Raw genomic sequence first — 21,836 nt, 5'->3', positions numbered from 1 at the left:
CCAAAAACGAACGTATTTCCGAGACAGGACGCTAGGACTTTCACGCGCACAAATAAAAAGGGCTTATCTTTCGATAAGCCCTTTTGAAATTGGTGGCTACACAGGGACTTGAACCCCGGACCCCAGCATTATGAATGCTATGCTCTAACCAACTGAGCTATGTAGCCAACTTGGCGCGCATTATTAGCTCGAAACGCTAAGCTGTCAACACTCATTCCAAAAAAAATTTCCAACCTTTCAAAAACTTAGCCGGGCAGCCCACGTCAGTAAGCGACCAGCCAGTGGCCAAGTACGCCTTGCAGGCGCAGATGTTGTTCGCTGGCCAGCCGCGCCAGGCTCTGGGCCGGGTTATCCAACGTGAAATTGCCGTTGATGCGCCGGGCCGCGCTGTGCTCATCGAGCAGCCACACCCGCTGACCGTGGTAGCCCGCCAGGCGCTCCAGCACTTGACCTAGCGGCATGTCGCGGGCGACCAGCTGGCCGCGCCGCCACGCATCGGCGGCTCCGGCATCGATCTTTTGCGTGGCGTTGATACGCATGTCGGTGAAGGTCACCCGCTCGCCGGCATTGACCATACGCTGGTCGCCGCCCAGGGATACCGACGCCTTGCCGGCGAGCACCACCAGTTCATCGTGGTCGCGGTAGCGGGCAATTTGCAGCCGCGTACCGAATACCTGGATGCGCGCGTCGTCCACTTGCACGTCCATGGCCCGGCCGTCGAGCATCACTTCCACGTACACCTGACCTTGTATCAGGTGCAGCAGACGGGTACGTCCACGCAGGTCGACGTTCATGGCGCTGGCACTGTCCAGGTGCAGGGTGGAGCCATCGGCCAGGCGCACGCTACGGCGTTCGCCGCTGTCGGTGTGCAGCTCGCAGCTCAGGCGCTGCAGCATGGGCCAGTAAAGTGAGGCCAGCCCCGCCAACAGTGCCAGGAAGGCGGCACCCAACCACAGTCCGACACGGCTGCGGCGCAGTGCGGTGATCCGCGGGCGCGGCCGGGCAGCAGGGGCCTGTACCTGTTGCCAGTAAGCTTCGAGCTGGGCATAAGCGTGTGCGTTCAGCGGGTCCTGACACCAATGGCCGAAGGCTTGGCGCACGGCCTCGCTGCAACCGGGTTGGCGTAGGCGCGAGAACCAGTCCAGGGCTTCCTGCTCGGGGTCGGGCTGCTGCAAGGCGGGCATCGGGCTCATGGATCGGGCTGCTCGCAAGGTCGGGGCGGGTAGGCCCAGCGTTCACAGGGGGAATAGACAGAGGATGCTAAATATATTGAGAACCATTTACAAGTGCGTGTCGGATGGAAGGTCGGCGGGGGAATAAAAAGGTAGCTTCGTATCTATTCGTTTCAGGATAATCGGATCCCAACCTGCGCACGGACTCCTAGCCCATGGCTAACAGCAGTACCTCGACCCTCCCCGGCAGTTCCTCGGCCAGCCCGCTGGTGATGCGCATCATCACCTTCTGCGCCCTGGCGCACCTGATCAACGACCTGATCCAGTCGGTGCTCCCGGCGATCTATCCGATGCTCAAGGCCAACTACGACCTGAGCTTCACCCAGATCGGCCTGATCACCCTGACGTTTCAGGTCACCGCCTCGCTGCTGCAGCCGTGGGTGGGGCTTTTCACTGACAAGCGTCCAACGCCCAACTTGCTGCCACTGGGTACCCTGTGCACCCTGGTGGGGATCGTGATGCTGGCATTCGTCGGCAGCTTCCCGATGATTCTGCTGGCCTCGGCGCTGGTGGGCATCGGTTCGTCGACCTTCCACCCGGAAACCTCGCGCATCGCGCGGCTTGCGTCGGGTGGGCGCTTCGGTCTGGCCCAGTCGACCTTCCAGGTGGGTGGGAACGCAGGTTCCGCGTTTGGCCCGTTGCTGGCCGCAGCCATCGTCATTCCGTTCGGCCAGACCCACGTGGCGTGGTTCGGCCTAGCGGCGCTGTTCTTCTTCGGCGTGACCTTGATGCTGCGTCGCTGGTACATCGAGCATCTCAACCAGGCCAAGGCGCGCAAGGCAGTGCAGGCGAGCCACGGCATCTCGCCACGGCGCGTCAAGTTGGCGCTGGTGGTGTTGGGCCTGCTGGTGTTCTCCAAGTACTTTTATATGGCCAGTTTCACCAGCTACTTCACCTTTTACCTGATCGAGAAGTTCCAGCTTTCGGTGGCCAGTTCGCAACTGCACCTGTTCCTGTTCCTCGGCGCAGTGGCCGCCGGCACCTTCTTCGGCGGGCCGATTGGTGATCGCATCGGGCGCAAGGCGGTGATCTGGTTCTCGATTCTTGGTGTGGCGCCGTTCACCCTGGCGCTGCCGTATGCCGACCTGTTCTGGACCACCGTGCTGAGCCTGGTGATCGGTTTCATCCTGGCCTCGGCGTTCTCGGCCATCGTGGTGTATGCCCAGGAACTGGTGCCGGGCAACGTGGGGATGATCGCCGGGATCTTCTTCGGCCTGATGTTCGGCTTCGGCGGGATCGGCGCGGCGCTGCTGGGGTATGTGGCTGATCTGCGCGGCATCGAATACGTGTATGGCGTGTGTTCGTACCTGCCGTTGTTCGGGCTGCTGGCGGTGTTCCTGCCGTCTACTGGCAAGCGCTGAGTGCTGCACCGCTGCCTCTGTAGGGGGCGATCTTGCATGAGGCTGAAATCCTGGGGCTGCTACGCAGCCCTTTCGCGGCACAAGGCCGCTCCTACAGGGGGCCCAGGTCGGGCACTGTAGCGGACGATGATTGACGCGGTGCAAGCGCCTGCCCTAGAGTGCCTGCACCATTTCCCCACCTGCGTAGTTCAAGCGATGCGCCGTATCGATGTGTTCAGCTCCCCCCGCCAGCCTGTCGCCCCGACAGCGCGCCGCGCGTGGCCGAGCGACACGGTGCTCAAGCGTCGGCGCAGCGTGCTGTTTGCCTTCACCTTCTCGCCACACCTTGCCCTGAACTGATCCGCGCCCCTGCGTGCCGCGTTTGTCCCGCGCCATGGCGGGCGCCTGTGTTCGAACATCTTTCAGCGGTTTTTCAGCCGGCCAGGGCCCTGTGCCCCTGCGCGCCGGCTTGCAAGGAGTGGTACATGAACATGCGTTTGCTGGTCGGCCTTCTGTTCGCCGTGTCGGTGGTGGGTTTCAGCCTGGGGGCGAGCCTGCCACTGGTATCGTTGCGCCTGCACGAGGCCGGTGCCGGCACACTTGAAATCGGCATCATCTCGGCGATCCCCGCAGCGGGGATGATGCTTTCGGCGTTCATGGTCGATGCCTGCTGCAAGCACCTGACCCGGCGCGTCATCTACCTGCTGAGCTTCAGCCTGTGCGCTATCAGCATTGCCGGGCTCGAATGGGCTTTCGACTCGCTGTTGTGGCTGGCCGCGCTGCGTCTGGGGTTGGGCATTGGCATGGGCATCGCGATCATTCTCGGCGAGTCGTGGGTCAACGAGCTGTGCCCGGAGCACAATCGCGGCAAGATCATGGCCCTGTACGCCACCAGTTTCACCGGCTTCCAGGTGCTCGGCCCGGCGCTGCTGGCGCTGCTGGGCGCCGACAGCCCGTGGTTGGTGGGTGTGGTCAGCGCCTGCTATGGCCTGGCGTTGTTGTGCATTCTGTTCACCGTGCCCAACGACCATGTCGCCCACGCAGAAGGCGAAAAGAGCTTCGGCCTGGGCGGCTTCTTCCGTGTGGCCCCGACGCTGTGCGTGGCGGTGTTGTTCTTCTCGTTCTTCGATGCCGTAGTGCTCTCGCTGCTGCCGGTGTACGCCAGCAGCCACGGTTTTGCCGTGGGCGTGGCGGCGCTGATGGTGACAGTGGTGTTCGCCGGCGACATGGTTTTCCAGTTGCCGCTGGGATGGCTGGCCGACCGGGTCGAGCGCACTGGGCTGCACCTGGTTTGCGGGCTGGTGGCGATGAGCATCGGTATCGCCTTGCCGTGGCTGCTGCAAGTGACGTGGCTGCTGTGGCCGCTGCTGGTGGTGCTGGGCGCGGTTGCAGGGGGCATCTACACCCTGGCGCTGGTGCTGATTGGGCAGCGTTTCAAAGGCCAGGACCTGGTGACCGCCAACGCCAGCGTCGGTTTGCTGTGGGGCGTGGGCAGCCTGGTCGGGCCACTGCTCAGCGGCGCGGCGATGGACGTGGCCCCACATGGCCTGCCCATGGCGCTGGCGTTGATGGCCGGTGTGTTCGTGTGCTTTGCCCGTCAGGCCTATTGCCGCTCGCGCCGTCAGGCGGCGTCGATGCTCACCCAGTAACGCGTGCGGTAGTCGATGCGCACCGGCAGGCTGCGCGCAATCAGCAGCAGGATCTGGTCGGTGTCGGCCAACTGGTAGGTGCCGGACACCCTCAGCCCGGCAACCGCCGCAGCGCAGCGTACAAGGCCTGGGCGGTAGCGCGACAGCTCGTCGACGAACTCGCCCAGGGGCATCTGCTGCACGCTCAGCACGCCTTCCGTCCACCCCCAGGGATCCGCGCGCAGGTGGGCGGGTTGGACCTTGCCCTGGCGGGAAATCTGCAGTATTTCGCCCGCTATGACCGGCTGCTCGGCTACCGAGGCGGGGAACAGCGTGACCTCGCCCCGGCGCACCGCCAGCAGCATACCCGAGGCGTTTTCCCGCAACAGCAACTGGCCGCCCTGGGTGGCCAGCGCGCCTATTGGCGTGTCGATGCGAAACGGGCGGTTGTCATTGGCGTTGCTGTCCAGGCTGATTTCACCCTGCACCAGGGTGAGCTGGCGCAGGTTGGCGCTGTAGCGCAGATCGATGGCGCTGTCGGTGTTCAGGTGAATGTGGCTGCCGTCGTTGCCTTGCAGTTCGCGGCACTCGCCCGTGGCGGTGGTGCTGTCGGCGAGCATGGCCGACAGGCCCAGCGGCTCACGCGCGGTCCAGCCAAGCGTACCGGCCGCGGCCAGCAACGACAGGAACTTGAGATGCTCACGTCGGCCCATGCGTCGGCGTTCGCTGCCGGCGAGGGTGCGTCGGCTGAGTTCGCCGGGCAGGCTGGCCAGTTCGTCGCCCAGGTCGCTGACCCGTTGCCAGGCCAGCGCGTTGTGCGGGTCGGCGGCCAGCCACTGCTGGAACTGCCGCTCAAGGCACGGCCCTGGTTTGTCGTAGCGCAACTTGACCATCCAGTCGATGGCTTGGTCGACGCGCGCCTGGGAGGGGGCTTGATCAGGCATCGGCATAGCGCAACCGATAGCAGACGCCCAATGCCTTGGTCAGGTCGCGTTCGACGGTAGCCCGCGAAACGCCCAGGCGCAGGGCAATCTGCGGCAGGCTTAGGCCATCGAGCTGCGCCATGAGGAAGGCTTGTCGGGTACGCGGCTTGAGCCCCTGCAACGCGTGGTCGAGGCGCTCAAGGGCATCGAGCAGCAGCAGCCGATGCTCTGCGCTTGGCGCTTCGAGTTCAGGCAGGCTGGCCAGGCTTTCGAGGTACGCTTTCTCCAAGGCGCGGCGGCGGTACTGATCGATCATCAGGCCGCGCGCGATACTGCTCAGGTAGGCCCTGGGTTCTTTGAGCGGCGATATCTGGCGAGCTTTGAGCAGGCGCACGAAGGTGTCCTGGGCCAGATCGGCGGCCTGCTCCCGGCAGCCGACCCGTGCGCCCAGCCAACTGCGCAGCCAGCGGTGATGGGCGTGGTAGAGCAAATCGACCTCGGCCGGTTTCAGCGTGTCATCGATCTGCATCGTCGGAAGCGCCTTGCCTGGAGAATGTGATTGTTAATTGTTCTCAATTCTATGCGGGCGGTATGGCCAGATCAACGGTATGCCAAGGAATCACTGCGCAAGATCCAGGGTTTCACCGATAAACGGTTGGACTAGGCTTGTCCCTTTACCTGTGTGCGACACCTTCGATGATCCTTGCAGACCTTGCACCGCAGGCCCTGGAAGACGGCGCCTGTTTTCTTGCCAGGCAAGATCCCGACTGGGCGCGGCATATCGCCGCGATCGGACCATGCCTGCACGCCGCCACCCCAGGCCGTGAGCCTTATGAAGCGCTGGTGCGGGCAATTGCCTACCAGCAGTTGCACGCCCGGGCAGCGGAGGCGATTCTTGGACGGCTGCTGGCGATGTTCCCCGCGCAGGCATTTCCCAGCCCCGAACAACTGCTCCAGGTGACCCCGCAAGTGATGCGCAGCTGTGGCTTTTCGGCGAGCAAGGCTGCGACCCTGCATGGCATTGCCCAGGCGAGCCTCGACGGCATCGTGCCCAGTCGGGCACAGGCGTTGACTCTGTGCAACGAGGTATTGATCGAGCGCTTGGTGAGCCTGCGTGGGGTCGGGCGCTGGACGGTAGAGATGCTGCTGATCTACAGCCTGGAGCGTTCGGATATCCTGCCGGTGGATGACTTTGGCGTGCGCGAGGGGTATCGGCGCATGAAGGGGCTGAGCAAGGCCCCGACACCTGCGCAGATGCGGGTGCTGGGGCAGGGCTGGAGCCCGTATCGGACCTTGGCGGCGTGGTATCTATGGCGGGCCTGATAGGGCAGTCGATAAGGATCTGCGATGCCGACGTAGAGTTACTTGCAAGAATCGGAGTGATCGCGCCAACCTGGCCTGTCAGGCTGAGCCTATCGTTACCCACAGAGGCCATCATGAACCGAGCCTATACCACCGACGCCGAGCGCTGGCATGCCGTGCAGGCCCGTGATGCCGCAGCCTGTGAGCATTTCGTGTATGCCGTGCGCACCACTGGCGTGTACTGCCAGCCGGCCTGCAAGGCACGCTTGGCCAAGCGCGAGAACGTCGAATTCTTCGACGCAGCCGAGCAGGCCGAGGCTGCCGGCTACCGGGCTTGCAAGCGCTGCATGGCCAGCCCTAGGCGCACCGACCTTGTGGCCCAGGCCTGTCGTTTGATCGAGGCGCAGGACATCGCCCCCAGCCTCGATCAGTTGGGCGAAGCGCTGAACATCAGCCCGTTTCATCTGCATCGCCAGTTCAAGGCCGAGACCGGCCTCACCCCCAAGGCCTACGCTTCGGCGTTCCGTGCCCAGCGCCTGCGTGAACGCCTGGGCGCTGCTGACAGCGTCACCGAGGCCATCTACGACGCCGGCTACAACTCCAACAGCCGCTTCTACGAAAGTGCCGGCGAACGCCTGGGCATGCGCCCGCGAGAGTACCGCGCAGGCGGCACCGGGGCGGTGATCCGCTTCGCCCTGGCTCAATGCGCGCTGGGGGCGATCCTGGTGGCGCAGAGCGAGCGGGGTATCTGCGCGATCTTGCTGGGCGATGAGCCTGAAACGTTGCTCAACGAGCTGCAAGATACCTTCCCCAAGGCGTGCTTGATCGGCGGCGATGCAGCGTTCGAGCGTCTGGTGGCCGAGGTGATCGGATTTGTCGAAGCCCCGGCGTTGGGCCTGGCGCTGCCGCTGGACGTGCGAGGCACGGCGTTTCAGGAACGGGTCTGGCAGGCGCTGCGTGAAATCCCACCTGGCACGCGGGTCAGCTACACCGACATCGCTGAGCGCATCGGCGCACCCAAGGCGGTACGCGCCGTTGCCCAGGCCTGCGCGGCCAACACCCTGGCGGTGGCGATCCCCTGTCACCGCGTGGTGCGTCGCGACGGCGACCTCAGCGGCTATCGCTGGGGCATCGAGCGCAAGCAGCAGTTGCTGGACCGAGAAACGGCATCCTCCTGAGCGCACGGACCGCGTAGAATTCACGCCCTGTCGAGTTGTATAGAGGAAGTTTCGATGAGGCGTGTCAGCCTTAAGCGATTTTATGTGGGGATTCTGGCCGTGTTGTTGTGGGTGGTCTCCCCAGCCTGGGCCGCGCCGGCTACACCGGTATCGCGCCTGGCGGTGGCCGAACAGCAGGTGTTGGACGAGAACGCTAGTCTGGAAGACCTGAGTGAACGGCTCGACCAGATCCGCCAGGGCGTCACCAGCAACGCCAACGATGATCTGCTGGCGCAGTTGCGCCAGTCGGCCTTGCAGGTGCAGCGCCAGGCCGATGCGCTGGCCACCCAGCGCACCGCCGATGTGCAGCGTTTGGACGACCAGCTCAACGTGCTCGGCGCGCCGTTGCCGGAGGAGGCCGAGAGCCTCACCCGCCAGCGCAAGCAACTGACGGATGCGAAAAACGCGGTGCTTGCTGAGCAGAAGGACGCCACCACGCTGACCCAGTCGGCCCGCGACCTGTCCACACAGATCGTCAACCTGCGCCGCAGCCTGTTCAACTCGCAGATCACCAGCCGCGCCGCCAGCCCATTGAGCCCGGCATTCTGGTCGAGCCTGATTCGCCCTACCGACGATGACGTGGCGCGCCTGCGCGATTTGCGTGGGGAAGTCGCCGACGCCGTGGCCAGCGCTTTCAGCCCCGAGCATCGCTGGCTGTTCCTCGCCGCACTGGTCGCGGCGGTGCTGGTCTGGACCCTGGTGCGACGGCTCTTCGAGCGCCTGCTGGCCGATGCCATGATTCGCTGGCTGCCCGAGGGGCGCCTACGCCGCAGTGCCCTGGCACTGAGCGTTGCCCTCGCCACCCTCGGCACCATTGCCGGTTCTGTGTCGCTGCTGCGCTGGGGGCTTGAGAGCAGTGCCGAGCTGGGCACGGACCTGGCGAGCCTGACCAATCACATTCTGACCCTGGTGGTGTTCAGCGCATTCATTTCGGGCCTTGGCCGCGCCATGCTGATGCTACAGCGCCCGTCCTGGCGCCTGCCGCCGATCCCTGACCAGGTGGCAAGCGCATTAGCTTGGTTCCCGCAGGTGCTGGCGCTGGCGCTGATGGTGCTGCTGACCCAGGAACGTATCAACAGTGTGATCGGCACCAGCCTGGCGCTGACCCTGGCCACCAATGGCCTGACCGCGTTGGTGGTGTCGCTGTTGTTCGTCACCGCCCTGGTGGGCTACCGCCGTACCCGCCGTGCGCATGGCCTGGAGCGGCCCAAAGGCTTGGCTGGGTTGATCCCGTTCGTGATCGTGGTGTGGGTGCTGGCGATACTGCTGACCCTGCTGACGGGCTACCTGACCTTGGCGTACTTCCTCACGGCCAAGCTGCTGTGGGTCAGCGTGGTGACCACCTGCGCCTACCTGCTGACCAGCGTGTTCGGCGACGTGTGCGAAACCCTGCTGTCGCCGCGTCAGCCAGGTGGCCTGGCGCTGGCCTCTGCGCTGGGGTTGCAGCAACGTCACCAGGCCCAGGCCAGCACGGTACTGGCCGGGATCGGGCGTACGCTGCTGCTGTTCGTCGCCGCACTGCTGGTGTTCATGCCTTCCGGCACCAGCCCTGGTGAGCTGCTGATGAGCCTGTCGGACTGGGATGGCACCGGTGGCAAGGTGCTTGGCAACCTGAACATCGTGCCCCAGGACATCTTCCTGGCGGTGGCGATCTTCCTCGGCGGCTGGTTCGCGATCCGCGTGGTCAAGCGCTGGCTGAGCGAGCGTCTGTTGCCAGAAACCGACATGGACGCGGGCATGCGTGCCTCCTTGGTGACCCTGGTCGGTTACCTCGGCTTCCTGTTCCTGGCCATGCTGGTGATGTCCACCTTGCACATCAACCTCACCAGCCTGACCTGGGTGGTCAGTGCGCTGTCGGTGGGTATCGGTTTTGGCTTGCAGCAGATCGTGCAGAACTTCATCTCGGGCCTGATCCTGCTCACCGAGCGTCCGGTCAAGGTGGGCGACTGGGTGAGCCTGGCCGGTGTGGAAGGTGATATCCGTCGCATCAACGTGCGCGCCACCGAGATCCAGATGTCCGACCGCTCGACGGTGATCGTGCCCAACTCGCAGTTCATTTCGCAGAACGTGCGCAACGTGACCATGGCCAATGCCCTGGGCGTGGTCGGCATCACCCTGACCCTGCCGTTGGAGACTGACCCTGCGAAAGTGCGCGAGGTATTGCTGGCGGCGTACAAGGAGCACGACAACATCCTCGATGCACCGGCCAGTTCCGTGACCTTCAAGGACTTGACCAGCAGTGGCATGGTGATAGCCGTCAGCGGCTACGTGGCATCGCCACGCCAGGTGTCTAGCACGCGCAGCGACCTGTTGTTCACCATCCTTGGGCATTTGCGCGACGAAGGCATCGCCCTGTCATCGCCAGCGAGCATGGTGTTGTTGCAGGACAGTACGAAGCCTGCCGAGCCTACGTAAATCCTGTGTGCCGGGCCGCTCCTACAGCGACTGTGTTGCATCAGCGTGATCAGTGCTGCTTGGCTTTGTGGATCCTCAGCAGGATCACCAGCAGCACCAGCACCGAGTTGATCACCTGCGCCGCATCGCGGCGGGCGCTTCGGGGCAGCAGCGCCTGGCAGGCAGCATGGCCGCCGAGTAGGGCGAGGTGAAACACATGGGCCGGGCCGTCGAAGTACAGCGACGGGCGGGCGTGCAGTTCTGTGTGCCGGGCGATACGTTGAGGGTGCATGGAGGTTCGGCCTGGTCTTGTGATTATTGGGCTGCCAGGAAGTGGGACTCTGCGGCAAGGGGGAAAAATCACCGGATCGATCGAGAGAGCGGCCTGCTCCCTCGGGTGGCGTGCGTGTGGATCAGCCGCCGTTGCGTTTCAACGCATGTTCGGCCAGTGCCCGCCCCATCTGCACATTGCGCGCGGCGTTGACCAGCATGCCCAGGCCGGGTTCGCCGGCCATGGCGCAGCAGTATTCGTCGAGGGTGTCTTCGATGCCGCGCATCAGTTGGATAGCGTGGACCAGTGCCTCGGGGGCGGGCATGTCGTCGTTGATGGTGTAGAAGGGGCGGTTTGGGGATGTTGGTGGTGATGAATCGGGTACAAACTTTTCCATTGTGAATCTCCCAGATTGGTCAGGAGCTGCACGCTGATCCCTCTCACAGGATTGGGTGGCAGCTGGACGCGGGGTGAGAGACCGGAGACCTGGGAACCCGGCCAGGACGAATCCTGCCCGCGTACAGCTGCCGCAAAGGCTGCAAACCAGATATCAGGCTCTCACACCCGGTCGCCGAAACGGCGACTCGGGGAAGTTAGTCCTGCTGGTGGTTTTCGACAATTCAGACACGTCGGCAGCGCGCGTAGGGTAATTCCCAAGCGATCTAGCTTTGAAGCACTTTGTTGCGGGTTCGGAAATGTCTGACAGCTAGGTCTGATTTGCCACCGACCGACCCTGTGTTCGTCGATAGCCTTGCATCGCCTGTGAGATCGAGCGCCGCCCGCGCGGCGCTCGATCTCACAGGCGCCTAAACCCTTTCGGCGAACACCTGCCGGTCTCCCCGAGCCCGTGAAAGGAATACCTACAAACTCACCCCAAACACCGCGTCACATGCTTCACCGACTGATACCCCGAAAGCCCCCAAGGCCCAAGCTCGCGGCCGATACCACTGCCCTTGGTGCCGCCCCACGAGGTCTCGACGAATACCGCCTGGATCGAGTTGATCCACACATGCCCCACCTCCAGCGCATCGGCCACGCGCTCGGCACGTTCCAGGTCGGCAGAGCAAACCGTGGCCACCAACCCGAAGCGGCTGTCGTTGGTCTGGGCAATCGCTTCGGCTTCAGTGGCAAAACGCCGGGCGCACAGCACGGGGCCGAAGATCTCTTCGTTCCACAGGCGGCTGCTCGTTGGTACATCCACGTACAGCGTCGGGCTGACGAACCAGCCATTGCGGTCCAGCGATGTGCCGCCTGCCAGGCACTGCAAGCCTTCTTCGCGAGCGGTGGCGAAATAGCTGGCCACCTTGAGCCATTGCGCCTGGCTGGTCAGCGGGCCCATGTCCACTTCTTCGACCAGCGGGTTGCCTACCCGCAGTTGCTCCAGCGCAGCTTGCAGGCGTGCTAGCAGGGTCTCGGCGATACCTTCTTGGACCAGCAGCCGAGAGGTGGCCGAGCACATTTGCCCGGCGTTCCACGTGATGCCGGCGACGATCCACTCCACCGCCTGATCCACGTCGCAGTCGTCGAACACCACGATTGCCGACTTACCGCCCAGCTCCAGGGTCACCGGGCGGCACTGCGCGGCGGCGGCGCGCATCACCTGGCTGCCGACGCCGTTGCTGCCGGTGAACGAGAGCTTGTCCAGGCCGCTGTGGCCGCTTAGGGCGGCGCCGGTCTCGGCTTTGCCATTGACGATGTTCAGCACGCCACCGGGCAGGCCCAGCTGCTCGGCGATCTGGCCGTAGACCTGCTCGATCAGCGGGGTTACCTCGGAAGGCTTGAGCACCACGGTGCAGCCAGCGGCCAGGGCCGGGGCGAGCTTCCAGGCGCTGGTCACCAGCGGGAAGTTCCACGGCACGATCAGGCCGACCACGCCCACCGGCTCCAAGCGGGTGCGCGCGCTGAAACCTGCGGCGGCCAGGGGCACGTCGCGGTTCTTGGCCGGCAGTTGCTCGGCCAGCTCGGCGTAGTAGGCGAAGGTGGCGATGGCGTCGTCCAGGTCGATCTCGGCCTCGTGGCGCGGTTTGCCGTTGTTGCGCATTTGCAGGGCGATCAGGGCCTCGCGGCGCTGGCCGAGCTGTTCAGCGAAACCCCGCAGGTAGGCGGCGCGCTCGGCGGCGCTGACCTGCTTCCAACTGGCCAGGGCGCGGCGCGCGGCGGCTACGGCCTGATCGACCTGGGCGCTACTGGCGGCCATCAGTTCGGCGAACGGCTGACCGTCAGCGGGGTTGTGGACAACGATGCAGTCGTTGCCCTGGCCTTCGACCCAACGGCCGTCGATGTAGTGAGGAGTGGTCATGAACAGATTCCAATCAGGCCATTTCGGCCGTGGTCACAGGCTTGACGGGCACGCGTTTGCAGCGCACCCAGCGCGGGCCGTTGGGGCCATACACGCCAGCGGGTTCAGGGAACAGGTTGAGCAGGATCAGGTACAGCACGCCGGCGATACCCAAGGTGACTGGCAGGCTCAGGTCGATACCCCCGGCCAGCTCGCCCAACGGGCCGACGAACTGCCCCGGCAGGTTGACGAAGCACAGGCCGATCGCTGCGCTGGGGATCCATGCGCCCATGCCGCGCCAGTTCCAGCCGTGACTGAACCAGTAATGCCCGCCTTGCTGGCCGCGAGTGAACACTTGCAAGTCGTCGGCATGGTAGAAGCCGCGGCGGGTAATCAGGCCGAGGATCATGATCACCATCCACGGGCTGGTGCAGGTGATGATCAGCACGGCGAAGGTCGACACGCTCTGCACCAGGTTGAAGGTGAATCGACCGATGAAAATGAAACCGATGGCCAGCACGCCGATCAGCAGGGTGGCGGCGGCGCGGCTGAGCAGGCGCGGGAACACGCTGGACATGTCCAGGCCCGTGCCGTACAGCGCGGTGGTGCCGGTGGACATGCCGCCGATCACCGCGATCAGGCACACCGGCAGGAAGAACCAGCCTGGCGAAACCGCCAGAAGCCCGCCCACGTAGTTGTTGGCGGCAATGTAGTCCGGCGCCTGGCTGGCCACCAAGGTGGCGGTGCACAGGCCGAACAGGAACGGGATCAGCGTGGCGGCCTGGGCGGCGATCACCGCCAGCATGATGCGCCGCTTGGGCGTGGCGCGCGGGATGTAACGCGACCAGTCGCCGAGAAAGGCGCCGAACGATACGGGGTTGCTCATGGCCAGCAGCGCTGCACCCACGAACGCCGCCCAGAAGCCCGCCTGGCCGAGGTTGACGCTGCCGGCGAAGCCTGCATCGAACGGCCCGGCAAAGGCCACGATGCCCAGCAGGAACAGCAGGCTCGACGCCCACACAGCGATCTTGTTCACCCACAGCATGAAGCGGAAACCAAAGATGCACACCACCAGCACCAGGACGGCGAACAGGCCGTAGGCCAGGCCCAGGGTGAGGTCGGTTTCCGGTAGGCCGACCAGGCGCTTGGCTCCGCCGACCAGGGCGTCGCCCGAACTCCATACCGACAGCGAGAAGAACGCCACGGCGGTCAGCAGTGACAGGAACGAGCCGACGATACGCCCATGTACGCCGAAGTGCGCGCCTGAGGACACGGCGTTGTTGGTGCCGTTGAGGGCGCCGAACAGGCCCATCGGCGCGAGGATCAGCGCGCCGATGCCGACCCCCAGCAGAATTGCCCAGACCCCGGCCTGGAACGACAGCCCGAACAATACCGGGAAGCTGCCGAGCACGGCGGTGGCGAAGGTGTTGGCGCCGCCGAAGATCAGGCGGAACAGGTCCAGGGGGGAGGCATCGCGTTGATCGTCAGGGATCTGTTCGACGCCATTGGTCTCGATACCGGTCGAGTGGCTCATGGGGTGCTCCAGCGCGTGTGTTGTCGGCCTGTGGCAGGCCTTGTTGTGGGTGCGATGGCAGTGCGGCAGGGCCGCGTTTCAAAGGGTCAGGCTGGCGATACGACCGACAGGTGCTCGTGGCACGCCAGCCAGCGCTCGCCGCACAGGCGGAACACGATGGTTTCGCGCTCGTTCAGCGCCAGCTCTTCGCCGCCGACACGCAGGCGTGTGGCTACGTCGTGCATGAAGATCGCCACCTCGCCCTGCACGCTCACCTTCACGTTGCTGGACGTACAGCCGAGCACGGCAAAACCTTCGGCCTGCCAGCCGGCCCAGACCTCTTCGTAGGCGCGGCGAGACAGCAGAGGGTGCGGCAAGGTGTGGAAGAGGAAGGTGGCGTCTTCGCTGAAGCAGGCGAAGTAGCGTGCGGTGTCGTTGCTGGCGAAAGCAGCAACCAGGTCGGCGGCGGCCTGGCGTACCTGAAGTGTCTGGTCCACGGGAGTGGCCTCACGGTTCTTGTGATTGTGGTGAAGCGATTCTGGTGGGGGGCGCAGATGGGAAAAATCGCTAGGGGCAAATAATCAGTTCAGGAAATTGTGAACTGATGCGGTGACCGTGAGCTGGGCATCACCGTGCGGCTTGAGCGGCCAGCGTGGGACGGTCCCAAAAACACAAAACCCCTCGGGCGCGAGCCCGAGGGGTTTTGTTCGACAACGGCTTCGGCGTTGATCAGACGTTGAAGCGGAAGTGCATGACGTCACCGTCCTTGACGATGTAGTCCTTGCCTTCCAGGCGCCATTTGCCGGCTTCCTTGGCACCGCTTTCACCCTTGAACTGGATGAAGTCGTCGTAGGCCACCACTTCGGCGCGGATGAAGCCTTTTTCGAAGTCGGTGTGGATCACGCCTGCGGCTTGTGGCGCAGTGGCGCCGACGCGCACGGTCCAGGCGCGGACTTCCTGTACGCCTGCGGTGAAGTAGGTTTGCAGGTTCAGCAGCTCGTAGCCGGCGCGGATCACGCGGTTCAGGCCAGGCTCTTCCAGGCCCAGGGCTTCGAGGAACATGTCTTTCTCTTCACCGTCGTCCAGCTCGGCGATTTCGGCTTCGATCTTGTTGCACACCGGCACCACGACCGCGCCTTCTTCCTCGGCAATGGCCTTGACCACGTCCAGGTGCGGGTTGTTCTCGAAGCCGTCTTCGGCAACGTTGGCGATGTACATGACCGGCTTGCTGGTCAGCAGGTGGAAGCCACGGATCACGGCCTTCTCGTCGGCGCTCATGTGCTTCATCAGGCTGCGCGCAGGCTTGCCTTCAGTGAAGTGCGGGATGAGCTGCTCGAGGATGGCTTTCTGTGCCAGGGCGTCCTTGTCACCGCCCTTGGCGTTGCGCGCGACTTTCTGCAGTTGTTTTTCGCAGCTGTCGAGGTCGGCGAAGATCAGTTCGAGGTCGATGATCTCGATGTCGCGCTTGGGGTCGACGCTGTTGGAGACGTGGATTACGTTCTCGTCTTCGAAGCAGCGCACCACATGGGCGATGGCATCGGTCTCGCGGATGTTGGCGAGGAACTTGTTGCCCAGGCCTTCACCCTTGGAGGCACCGGCTACTAGGCCGGCGATGTCGACGAACTCCATGGTGGTCGGCAGGATGCGGTTAGGCTTGACGATCTCGGCCAGTGCAGCCAGACGCGCGTCGGGCATCGGCACGATGCCGCTGTTCGGTTCGATGGTGCAGAAGGGGAAGTTCTCCGCCGCGATACCGGACTTGGTCAGGGCGTTGAACAGGGTGGACTTGCCGACGTTGGGCAGGCCGACGATGCCGCAATTGAAACCCATGGGAATTCCCCTTTGTAGAGATGTCAGGCCTTCTGGCTGTGCAGCTCGCGCATCGCCTTGGCGAAGTCGCCTGCGAGCACGTCCGGCAGCACGCCGAGGGCAAAATCGATGCTGGCGTCGAGCTTCTCCTGTTCGGCGTGCGGCGCACGACCCAGGACGAAGTTGGAGACCAGTTTGGCGTCGCCCGGGTGGCCGATGCCAAGCCGCAGGCGGTGGAAGTCGTTCTGGTTGCCGAGCTGCGCGATGATGTCGCGCAGGCCGTTATGCCCGCCATGCCCGCCGCCCTTTTTGAGCTTGGCGACGCCTGGAGGCAGGTCGAGTTCGTCGTGGGCCACCAGGATGGCGTCCGGTTTGATCCGGAAAAAATTCGCCAAGGCCGCCACGGACTGGCCGCTGCGGTTCATGTAGGTGGTGGGTATCAACAAACGAACGTCGTTGCCCTGATGGCTGAACTTAGCCGTCAGGCCGAAATACTTTTTATCAGCGGACAGCGAGACACGCTGCGCGCTGGCAATGCGTTCAACGAAAAGAGCCCCTGCGTTATGCCGGGTCTGTTCGTATTCGGGGCCGGGGTTACCCAGGCCGACGATCAACTGGATGGCGGTCACGTCAGGGGCTCTTCCTTGGAGTTGGTGGGTTACCGTGCGCGCGGCACTGTAACCCGATCAACACCGGCGTGCGAGTGGATTACTCGGCAGCGCCTTCTTCAGCGTCAGCGGCTACGCGCGGGGCGTGGACGTTGGCAACCGCTTTGTCATCACCGTGGGCCAGAGCGACGAACTCTACGCCTTTCGGCGCTTTCAGGTCCGACAGGTGGATGATGGTGCCAATTTCGGCCTTGGACAGGTCGACTTCGATGAACTCAGGCAGGTCCTTGGCTTCGCAGGACACTTCGATCTCGGAAACGACGTGCGAAACTTCGCCGCCTTTCTTGACCGGAGCTTCTTCACCGACGAAGTGAACTGGAACCTTGGCGGTCAGCTTCTGGCCAGCAACGACGCGAACGAAGTCGGCGTGCATGATGAAGCCTTTGGCCGGGTGACGCTGCATGGCCTTGACCACGACGTTTTGCTTGGCGCCGTCGACGTTCAGTTCGATCACGTGGCTGAAGGCCGCTTCGTTTTCGAACAGCTTGGCGATTTCCTTGGCCACGATGGTCAGGGATTGGGCTTCTTTATCGCCACCGTATACAACGGCAGGGATGCTCGCGGAGTGACGCAGGCGGCGGCTCGCACCTTTCCCCAGGTCAGTACGCGCTTGGGCGTTCAGGATGAAGTCAGTCATTTTGTTTCTCCAAATTAGCCTCCCGCAAGGCGTTTGCGACCAGCGCCAGGCGGGGATGGCAAAAAAGCCCCGCCCCAACAACCAGTGTTGGGGCGGGGCGCTTTTCGTCAGCCGGTGTTCCGCTTAGCGGAACATCGCACTGATCGATTCTTCGTTGCTGATGCGGCGTACCGCCTCAGCGACAACCGGTGCGATATCCAGCTGGCGGATACGGTCACAGGCTTGAGCAGCGGCGGACAGCGGAACGGTGTTGGTCACCACCAGCTCGTCCAGTACCGACTTCTCGATGTTCTCGATCGCGCGGCCCGACAGGACAGGGTGCGTGCAATAGGCGTAAACCTTGGCAGCGCCGTGTTCTTTCAGGGCTTTGGCCGCGTGGCACAGAGTCCCCGCGGTGTCGACCATGTCGTCTACCAGGATGCAGGTGCGCCCTTCGACGTCGCCGATGATGTGCATCACCTCGGAGTGGTTGGCCTTTTCGCGACGTTTGTCGATGATCCCGAGATCAACACCCAGGGACTTGGCGACGGCACGCGCACGTACCACGCCACCGATGTCCGGGGAGACGATCATCAGGTTCTCGAAACGCTGGTCCTCGATATCGTCGACCAGTACGGGCGAGCCGTAGATGTTGTCGACCGGGATATCGAAGAAACCCTGGATCTGGTCAGCGTGCAGGTCGACGGTGAGTACACGGTCGATACCCACGACAGTGAGCATGTCAGCGACGACTTTGGCGCTGATGGCTACACGTGCCGAACGCGGACGGCGGTCCTGGCGGGCGTATCCGAAGTAAGGAATCACGGCGGTGATTCGCGACGCTGAGGAGCGGCGGAAGGCGTCGGCCATCACTACCAGTTCCATCAGATTGTCGTTGGTAGGGGCACAGGTTGGCTGAATGATGAAGACGTCCTTACCACGAACGTTTTCGTTGATTTCAGCACTGATTTCGCCGTCGGAGAACTTACCGACAGAAACATCACCCAGTGGAATATGCAGCTGACGTACTACACGCCGAGCCAGATCGGGGTTTGCATTCCCCGTGAAGACCATCATCTTGGACACGCGCAGTACCTGAAGGCTGAGGGTAACCTGGATGAGTATAAGAAATGGCAGGGGCGGCTGGATTCGAACCAACGCATGGCAGGATCAAAACCTGCTGCCTTACCGCTTGGCGACGCCCCTGTATCTGTTGCTGCGAACGCTAGGCGCTCGACTTCTTGATCAGACTTTGCAGCTTGCGATGCAACATCGAAATATTGCTTCCTTTTGCCACAAACCCTGTTTGGGTCTCTGAAAGAAGGGCCAGAACTCTATCAGCTTCGGCTTTGCTTGGGAAGGCCCCAAACACACAACTTCCAGTGCCGGTCATTCGAGCTTCCGTATATTTGCCCAGTGAATTCAGCGCATTGCGAACTTCTGGATAACGTTGCTCTACCACCGGTTGGCAGTCATTTCGACTGTTTCCCTCGGGAACGGGGCGCATCTTAAGGGGGAGGGAATCACGTGTCAACTCTGGATGCGAAAAAATTTCCGCTGTGCTGACAGACACTTGCGGCACCAGCACGACGTACCAAGGCTCGGCGGGCTCGACCGGGGTAAGTTGCTCGCCGACGCCTTGGGCGAACGCTGCAAAACCACGTACGAACACCGGCACGTCGGCACCCAGGGCAAGCCCGAGGGCGGCCAGACGATCTTCGTCCCAGTCCAGTTGCCACAGGTGGGCCAGTGCCACCAGGGTGGTTGCGGCGTCGGAGCTGCCGCCACCGATGCCGCCGCCCATGGGCAGGATCTTGTGCAACCAGATGTCGGCCCCCAATGCCGTGCCTGACTGCGCCTGCAAGGTGCGCGCGGCGCGCACGATCAGGTTGCTGTCGTGGGGCACGCCGTCGATCTCGGTATTCAGGCGGATCTGGCCGTCTTCACGCAGGGCGAAGCTCAGCTCGTCGGCGTGGTCGAGGAACTGGAACACCGTCTCCAGCTCATGGTAGCCGTCCGGGCGCCTACCGGTGATGTGCAGCCACAGGTTGAGCTTGGCCGGGGCGGGGAGTACCAGTTTCTGCATCGTATCAATGCCCCAACTGACGCGGCTGCCAGTCCTTGACTACCACGGTCACATCGAGGTTTTCGCCGTGCAGCTTCAGGCGTTCGGGCAGCCAGTAACCATTCTGCTCTTTATAGCTGAGGTACTCGACCTGCCAGCCATCCTGGGTCAGTGCGGCCAGGCGACTGTCGTTGTCCAGCGTCAGTTGGCTCTTGCTGTCCGGGGCCGGCAGGCCGCGGACCCACCATACCAGGTGCGACACCGGCAGGCGCCAGCCGAGTTGTTCTTCGAGCAGCGCTTCGGGGCTCGCCGCTTCGTAGCGGCCCTGGTTGGCGACTTCCAGCGTGACACCCGCGCCGGGGCGGCCAGTCAGGCGCGCGGCGCCACGGCCGAGCGGTCCGGCCAGGCGGATATCGTAGTAGTCCTGGCGTTGCAGCCAGAACAGCGTTCCGCTACCGGAGTCGCGGGGGGCACGGATGCCGACCTTGCCGCTGATCTGCCAGCCATCGAGCGTGCTCAATTGCTGCTTGTGTGCACGCCACAGTTGCGGGTCGCCGTGGCCGCGCACGGCCTCCTGGGTGCCGAAACCGGCGCAACCGGCCAGCAAGGCGATGAGGGTGAAGGTGATGCAATGACGCAGGAACATGGTTTACAGGCTCTCGGATCCGGTCAGGCGCAACAAGGTCTTGCGCAGGATGGGGCTGTCGGGTTGCGCTTCAAAGCCTTTGGCCCAGAACTGGCGGGCTTCGCGGCGCTTGCCATTGGCCCACAGCACCTCGCCCAGGTGGGCTGCGACTTCGTGGTCGGGGAAGCGCTCGTAGGCTTGGCGCAACAGGCGCTCGGCCTCGTCGAGCTTGCCCATGCGGTAGTTGACCCAGCCCAGGCTGTCGAGCACAGCCGGATCGTCCGGGGTGAGTTGGTGGGCCTTGTCGATCAGGGCCTTGGCCTCGGCGTAGCGGGTGGTGCGGTCGGCCAGGGTGTAGCCCAGGGCGTTGAGGGCCATGGCGTTCTCTGGCTCGCGAGCGATGATTGCGCGCAGGTCCTTCTCCATTTCCGGCAAGTCGTCGCGTTTTTCGGCAAGCATGGCGCGGGTATAGAGCAGGTTCAGGTCGTCGGGATAGCGTTTGATCGCCTGTTGCAGCACATGGTCGGCCTCGGCCTCCTTGCCGTTGTTACCCAGGCTTTCGGCCTCGATCAGGTACAGCTGGATGGCGTAGTCGGGCTGGGCTTCGCGGGCTTCGGCGAGCAGTCGCGAGGCCTCGGCGCTGCGGCCGTTGGCAATCAGGATATCGGCCTGGCGCAGTTGTGCTGGCAGGTAGTCTGGCCCGGCGCCGACCAGTGCGTATTCGCGCAGGGCGGCAGCTGGCAGGCTGCGTTCTTCGCGGATGCGGCCAAGGTTGAAGTGGGCAGCATCGGTGTTGGCGTCGCGCTCGACCATTTCCTGCAGGTAGCCCTCGGCTTCGTCCCAGTGCTTGGTTTCCATGCACACCAGGGCCAGCGAGTAACGAATTTCGTCGTCTTCAGGGTATTGCTGCAGCAGGCTTTCGAACTCGGCCTTGGCGTCGTCGATACGGTCCTGCTCGACCAGTGTGCGCGCATAGGTGATGCGCAGGCGCTTGTCGTCGGGGTTGTCGCGAATCGCACCGCGCAGCAGGGGCAGGGCCTCGGGGCCGCGGTCGAGGGTTTGCAGCAGGCGTGCGCGCAGCAGAATCGGGGCGATCTCACCGTTTTGCGGCGGATGGGCTTCAAGCAGCTCCAGGGCCTGCTCGGGCTTATTGTCCTGGTTCAGTAGCAGCGCCTTGCCAAACACCAGCTGGCCGTTGTCAGGGTACTTCTTGAGCAGGCGCTCGAAGCTCTGCATCAGACCGTCGCGGGTGCTCTGGTCGGTTTCGGCGGCAGACAGGGCGAGGAAGTCGAAATGCGTGTCGCCCTGACCTTGCAAGACCTTTTCCATGTAGGTCATGGAATCGTCATAGCGACCGGCGCGGGCCAGTTGGATGGCGGCGGCGCGCTGTGCGTCGAGGTTGTCCGGGTCGTTGCGGGCCCAGATCAGCGCGGTGTCCAGTGCAGGTTCGTCGGCACCCAGGTATTCGGCGATGCGATAGGCACGCTCGGAAACCCCTGGGTCCTGGGTTTTTTCCGCCTGGTCGGCGTAATTGGCCAAGGCGATGTCGAAGCGGTTGCGCTGGCCGGCCAGCTCCGCTACCAGCAGGCTGTACAGGGTGTCCTGTTTGAACGAGCCATACACCACGGGCTTTTCCGCGCTTTTGCCGGCGGCATCGGCGGGCGGCTGGGCGTCCGTCTTCGGGGCCAGGCTCTGGCAACCCTGGAGCAGGGCGAGGGCAAGCAACAATGCGTAGGATTTGTTCATAAAAGAGGCTTAATAGAAGGGCTCAGCCGGCGGTCGGAGCATGATGACACAAGCGCCGTGGCAAACCCACCCGCGCAGCATCTGGTTAATTGCGACCATCGTGAGCAGGGGGAGGTTCCGGGGCACTGCCCCTGCGAAGCCGCTTGCTACGTGTGGGTGAATCGTTTGACGCCATGACGACAATAGCGAACGGTGGTTGTTCTGGAACC

General features: G+C 63.7%; 20 protein-coding genes, 2 tRNA genes and 1 pseudogene. 6 read left to right on the top strand and 17 right to left on the bottom strand.

Annotated elements, in window-relative coordinates; genetic code table 11:
- Positions 1–90: 90 nt before the first annotated feature.
- Together ACNFIC_RS07420 and ACNFIC_RS07415 are read right to left on the bottom strand one after the other, a co-directional pair.
- Positions 91–167: transfer RNA gene (locus ACNFIC_RS07420), tRNA-Met, on the bottom strand.
- 96 nt (positions 168–263) lie between these two features.
- A complete protein-coding gene (locus ACNFIC_RS07415) occupies positions 264–1,193 on the bottom strand; it encodes a FecR family protein (RefSeq protein ID WP_240791738.1) in 930 nt (309 codons plus the stop codon).
- A gap of 194 nt (positions 1,194–1,387) precedes the next feature.
- On the opposite strand from ACNFIC_RS07415, the gene ACNFIC_RS07410 reads away from it, so the two are divergent.
- The 3 genes from ACNFIC_RS07410 (at position 1,388) to ACNFIC_RS07400 (ending at position 4,221) form a co-directional block, all read left to right on the top strand.
- Positions 1,388–2,593: an MFS transporter gene (locus ACNFIC_RS07410; RefSeq protein WP_138219023.1), complete on the top strand. Its 1,206-nt coding sequence runs from the start codon at positions 1,388–1,390 to the stop codon at positions 2,591–2,593.
- 195 nt (positions 2,594–2,788) lie between these two features.
- On the top strand, positions 2,789–2,932 hold the full coding sequence (locus ACNFIC_RS07405; RefSeq protein ID WP_171030921.1) for a hypothetical protein: 144 nt from the start codon (positions 2,789–2,791) through the stop codon (positions 2,930–2,932).
- 125 nt (positions 2,933–3,057) lie between these two features.
- A complete protein-coding gene (locus tag ACNFIC_RS07400; RefSeq protein WP_138219022.1) occupies positions 3,058–4,221 on the top strand; it encodes an MFS transporter in 1,164 nt (387 codons plus the stop codon).
- Here the strand turns inward: ACNFIC_RS07400 and ACNFIC_RS07395 are convergent.
- Positions 4,194–5,150 carry a FecR domain-containing protein gene (locus tag ACNFIC_RS07395; protein WP_138219021.1) on the bottom strand — a complete coding sequence of 319 codons (957 nt, stop codon included), beginning with the start codon at positions 5,148–5,150 and terminating at the stop codon, positions 4,194–4,196. The genes ACNFIC_RS07400 and ACNFIC_RS07395 overlap by 28 nt on opposite strands.
- Complete coding sequence (locus tag ACNFIC_RS07390) at positions 5,137–5,652, bottom strand: sigma-70 family RNA polymerase sigma factor (protein WP_138219020.1); 516 nt, start codon at positions 5,650–5,652, stop codon at positions 5,137–5,139. Before ACNFIC_RS07390 ends, ACNFIC_RS07395 begins: the two co-directional genes overlap by 14 nt.
- A gap of 167 nt (positions 5,653–5,819) precedes the next feature.
- Here ACNFIC_RS07390 and ACNFIC_RS07385 point away from each other — a divergent pair, with 167 nt between their 5' ends.
- The 3 genes from ACNFIC_RS07385 to ACNFIC_RS07375 all read left to right on the top strand — a co-directional run bounded on the left by ACNFIC_RS07385 (position 5,820) and on the right by ACNFIC_RS07375 (position 10,057).
- Entirely contained in the window at positions 5,820–6,446 is a 627-nt protein-coding gene (locus ACNFIC_RS07385; RefSeq protein ID WP_138219116.1) for a DNA-3-methyladenine glycosylase family protein, read from the top strand.
- 113 nt (positions 6,447–6,559) lie between these two features.
- Positions 6,560–7,603, top strand: coding sequence for a bifunctional DNA-binding transcriptional regulator/O6-methylguanine-DNA methyltransferase Ada (gene ada, locus ACNFIC_RS07380; protein ID WP_138219019.1), 1,044 nt, complete (start codon positions 6,560–6,562; stop codon positions 7,601–7,603).
- Positions 7,604–7,657: 54 nt separating this feature from the next.
- On the top strand, positions 7,658–10,057 hold the full coding sequence (locus tag ACNFIC_RS07375) for a DUF3772 domain-containing protein (protein WP_138219018.1): 2,400 nt from the start codon (positions 7,658–7,660) through the stop codon (positions 10,055–10,057).
- A 139-nt stretch (positions 10,058–10,196) separates the two neighbouring features.
- Here the strand turns inward: ACNFIC_RS07375 and ACNFIC_RS07370 are convergent.
- The 13 genes and pseudogenes from ACNFIC_RS07370 to ACNFIC_RS07310 all read right to left on the bottom strand — a co-directional run.
- Positions 10,197–10,328 (bottom strand): annotated as a pseudogene (locus ACNFIC_RS07370) (DUF3422 family protein); the annotation flags it as partial.
- 121 nt (positions 10,329–10,449) lie between these two features.
- Positions 10,450–10,704 (bottom strand): hypothetical protein, encoded by a 255-nt coding sequence (locus ACNFIC_RS07365; RefSeq protein ID WP_416780564.1) that lies wholly within the window; start codon positions 10,702–10,704, stop codon positions 10,450–10,452.
- 471 nt (positions 10,705–11,175) lie between these two features.
- Entirely contained in the window at positions 11,176–12,606 is a 1,431-nt protein-coding gene (locus tag ACNFIC_RS07360) for an aldehyde dehydrogenase family protein (RefSeq protein ID WP_416780562.1), read from the bottom strand.
- 13 nt (positions 12,607–12,619) lie between these two features.
- Positions 12,620–14,119 carry a purine-cytosine permease family protein gene (locus tag ACNFIC_RS07355; protein WP_138219015.1) on the bottom strand — a complete coding sequence of 500 codons (1,500 nt, stop codon included), beginning with the start codon at positions 14,117–14,119 and terminating at the stop codon, positions 12,620–12,622.
- Positions 14,120–14,205: 86 nt separating this feature from the next.
- Positions 14,206–14,595, bottom strand: a complete 390-nt coding sequence (locus tag ACNFIC_RS07350) for a YybH family protein (protein WP_138219014.1) — start codon at positions 14,593–14,595, stop codon at positions 14,206–14,208.
- A 232-nt stretch (positions 14,596–14,827) separates the two neighbouring features.
- Positions 14,828–15,928: a redox-regulated ATPase YchF gene (gene ychF / locus ACNFIC_RS07345; RefSeq protein ID WP_138219013.1), complete on the bottom strand. Its 1,101-nt coding sequence runs from the start codon at positions 15,926–15,928 to the stop codon at positions 14,828–14,830.
- 23 nt (positions 15,929–15,951) lie between these two features.
- Entirely contained in the window at positions 15,952–16,536 is a 585-nt protein-coding gene (pth, locus tag ACNFIC_RS07340; protein WP_416780559.1) for an aminoacyl-tRNA hydrolase, read from the bottom strand.
- A 79-nt stretch (positions 16,537–16,615) separates the two neighbouring features.
- The gene (locus ACNFIC_RS07335) at positions 16,616–17,212 is read right to left on the bottom strand and encodes a 50S ribosomal protein L25/general stress protein Ctc (protein WP_138219011.1); all 597 of its coding nucleotides are present in this window, start codon (positions 17,210–17,212) and stop codon (positions 16,616–16,618) included.
- Between the two features lie 123 nt (positions 17,213–17,335).
- Entirely contained in the window at positions 17,336–18,277 is a 942-nt protein-coding gene (locus ACNFIC_RS07330) for a ribose-phosphate pyrophosphokinase (protein ID WP_016391678.1), read from the bottom strand.
- 45 nt (positions 18,278–18,322) lie between these two features.
- Positions 18,323–18,397 (bottom strand) — tRNA-Gln (locus tag ACNFIC_RS07325).
- Positions 18,398–18,416: 19 nt separating this feature from the next.
- The gene (gene ispE / locus ACNFIC_RS07320; RefSeq protein WP_138219010.1) at positions 18,417–19,277 is read right to left on the bottom strand and encodes a 4-(cytidine 5'-diphospho)-2-C-methyl-D-erythritol kinase; all 861 of its coding nucleotides are present in this window, start codon (positions 19,275–19,277) and stop codon (positions 18,417–18,419) included.
- 4 nt (positions 19,278–19,281) lie between these two features.
- On the bottom strand, positions 19,282–19,902 hold the full coding sequence (gene lolB / locus ACNFIC_RS07315) for a lipoprotein insertase outer membrane protein LolB (protein WP_138219009.1): 621 nt from the start codon (positions 19,900–19,902) through the stop codon (positions 19,282–19,284).
- Between the two features lie 3 nt (positions 19,903–19,905).
- A complete protein-coding gene (locus ACNFIC_RS07310; RefSeq protein WP_138219008.1) occupies positions 19,906–21,627 on the bottom strand; it encodes a tetratricopeptide repeat protein in 1,722 nt (573 codons plus the stop codon).
- Positions 21,628–21,836 lie beyond the last annotated feature (209 nt).

Origin of the sequence: Pseudomonas sp. NY15463 (assembly GCF_048068415.1) — a bacterium.
Lineage (GTDB): Bacteria > Pseudomonadota > Gammaproteobacteria > Pseudomonadales > Pseudomonadaceae > Aquipseudomonas > Aquipseudomonas mosselii_C.
This window is presented reverse-complemented; position numbering and strand designations above follow the sequence as displayed.

Coding starts and splice junctions, on each gene's coding strand:
- ACNFIC_RS07310 (WP_138219008.1), bottom strand. CDS start 21,627: ATGAACAAATCCTACGCATTGTTGCTTGCCCTCGCCCTGCTCCAGGGT.
- ACNFIC_RS07400 (WP_138219022.1), top strand. CDS start 3,058: ATGAACATGCGTTTGCTGGTCGGCCTTCTGTTCGCCGTGTCGGTGGTG.
- ACNFIC_RS07360 (WP_416780562.1), bottom strand. CDS start 12,606: ATGACCACTCCTCACTACATCGACGGCCGTTGGGTCGAAGGCCAGGGC.
- ACNFIC_RS07385 (WP_138219116.1), top strand. CDS start 5,820: ATGATCCTTGCAGACCTTGCACCGCAGGCCCTGGAAGACGGCGCCTGT.
- ACNFIC_RS07395 (WP_138219021.1), bottom strand. CDS start 5,150: ATGCCGATGCCTGATCAAGCCCCCTCCCAGGCGCGCGTCGACCAAGCC.
- ychF (WP_138219013.1), bottom strand. CDS start 15,928: ATGGGTTTCAATTGCGGCATCGTCGGCCTGCCCAACGTCGGCAAGTCC.
- ACNFIC_RS07410 (WP_138219023.1), top strand. CDS start 1,388: ATGGCTAACAGCAGTACCTCGACCCTCCCCGGCAGTTCCTCGGCCAGC.
- ispE (WP_138219010.1), bottom strand. CDS start 19,277: ATGCAGAAACTGGTACTCCCCGCCCCGGCCAAGCTCAACCTGTGGCTG.
- ACNFIC_RS07405 (WP_171030921.1), top strand. CDS start 2,789: ATGCGCCGTATCGATGTGTTCAGCTCCCCCCGCCAGCCTGTCGCCCCG.
- ACNFIC_RS07355 (WP_138219015.1), bottom strand. CDS start 14,119: ATGAGCCACTCGACCGGTATCGAGACCAATGGCGTCGAACAGATCCCT.
- ACNFIC_RS07375 (WP_138219018.1), top strand. CDS start 7,658: ATGAGGCGTGTCAGCCTTAAGCGATTTTATGTGGGGATTCTGGCCGTG.
- lolB (WP_138219009.1), bottom strand. CDS start 19,902: ATGTTCCTGCGTCATTGCATCACCTTCACCCTCATCGCCTTGCTGGCC.
- ACNFIC_RS07390 (WP_138219020.1), bottom strand. CDS start 5,652: ATGCAGATCGATGACACGCTGAAACCGGCCGAGGTCGATTTGCTCTAC.
- ACNFIC_RS07365 (WP_416780564.1), bottom strand. CDS start 10,704: ATGGAAAAGTTTGTACCCGATTCATCACCACCAACATCCCCAAACCGC.
- ACNFIC_RS07335 (WP_138219011.1), bottom strand. CDS start 17,212: ATGACTGACTTCATCCTGAACGCCCAAGCGCGTACTGACCTGGGGAAA.
- ACNFIC_RS07415 (WP_240791738.1), bottom strand. CDS start 1,193: ATGAGCCCGATGCCCGCCTTGCAGCAGCCCGACCCCGAGCAGGAAGCC.
- ada (WP_138219019.1), top strand. CDS start 6,560: ATGAACCGAGCCTATACCACCGACGCCGAGCGCTGGCATGCCGTGCAG.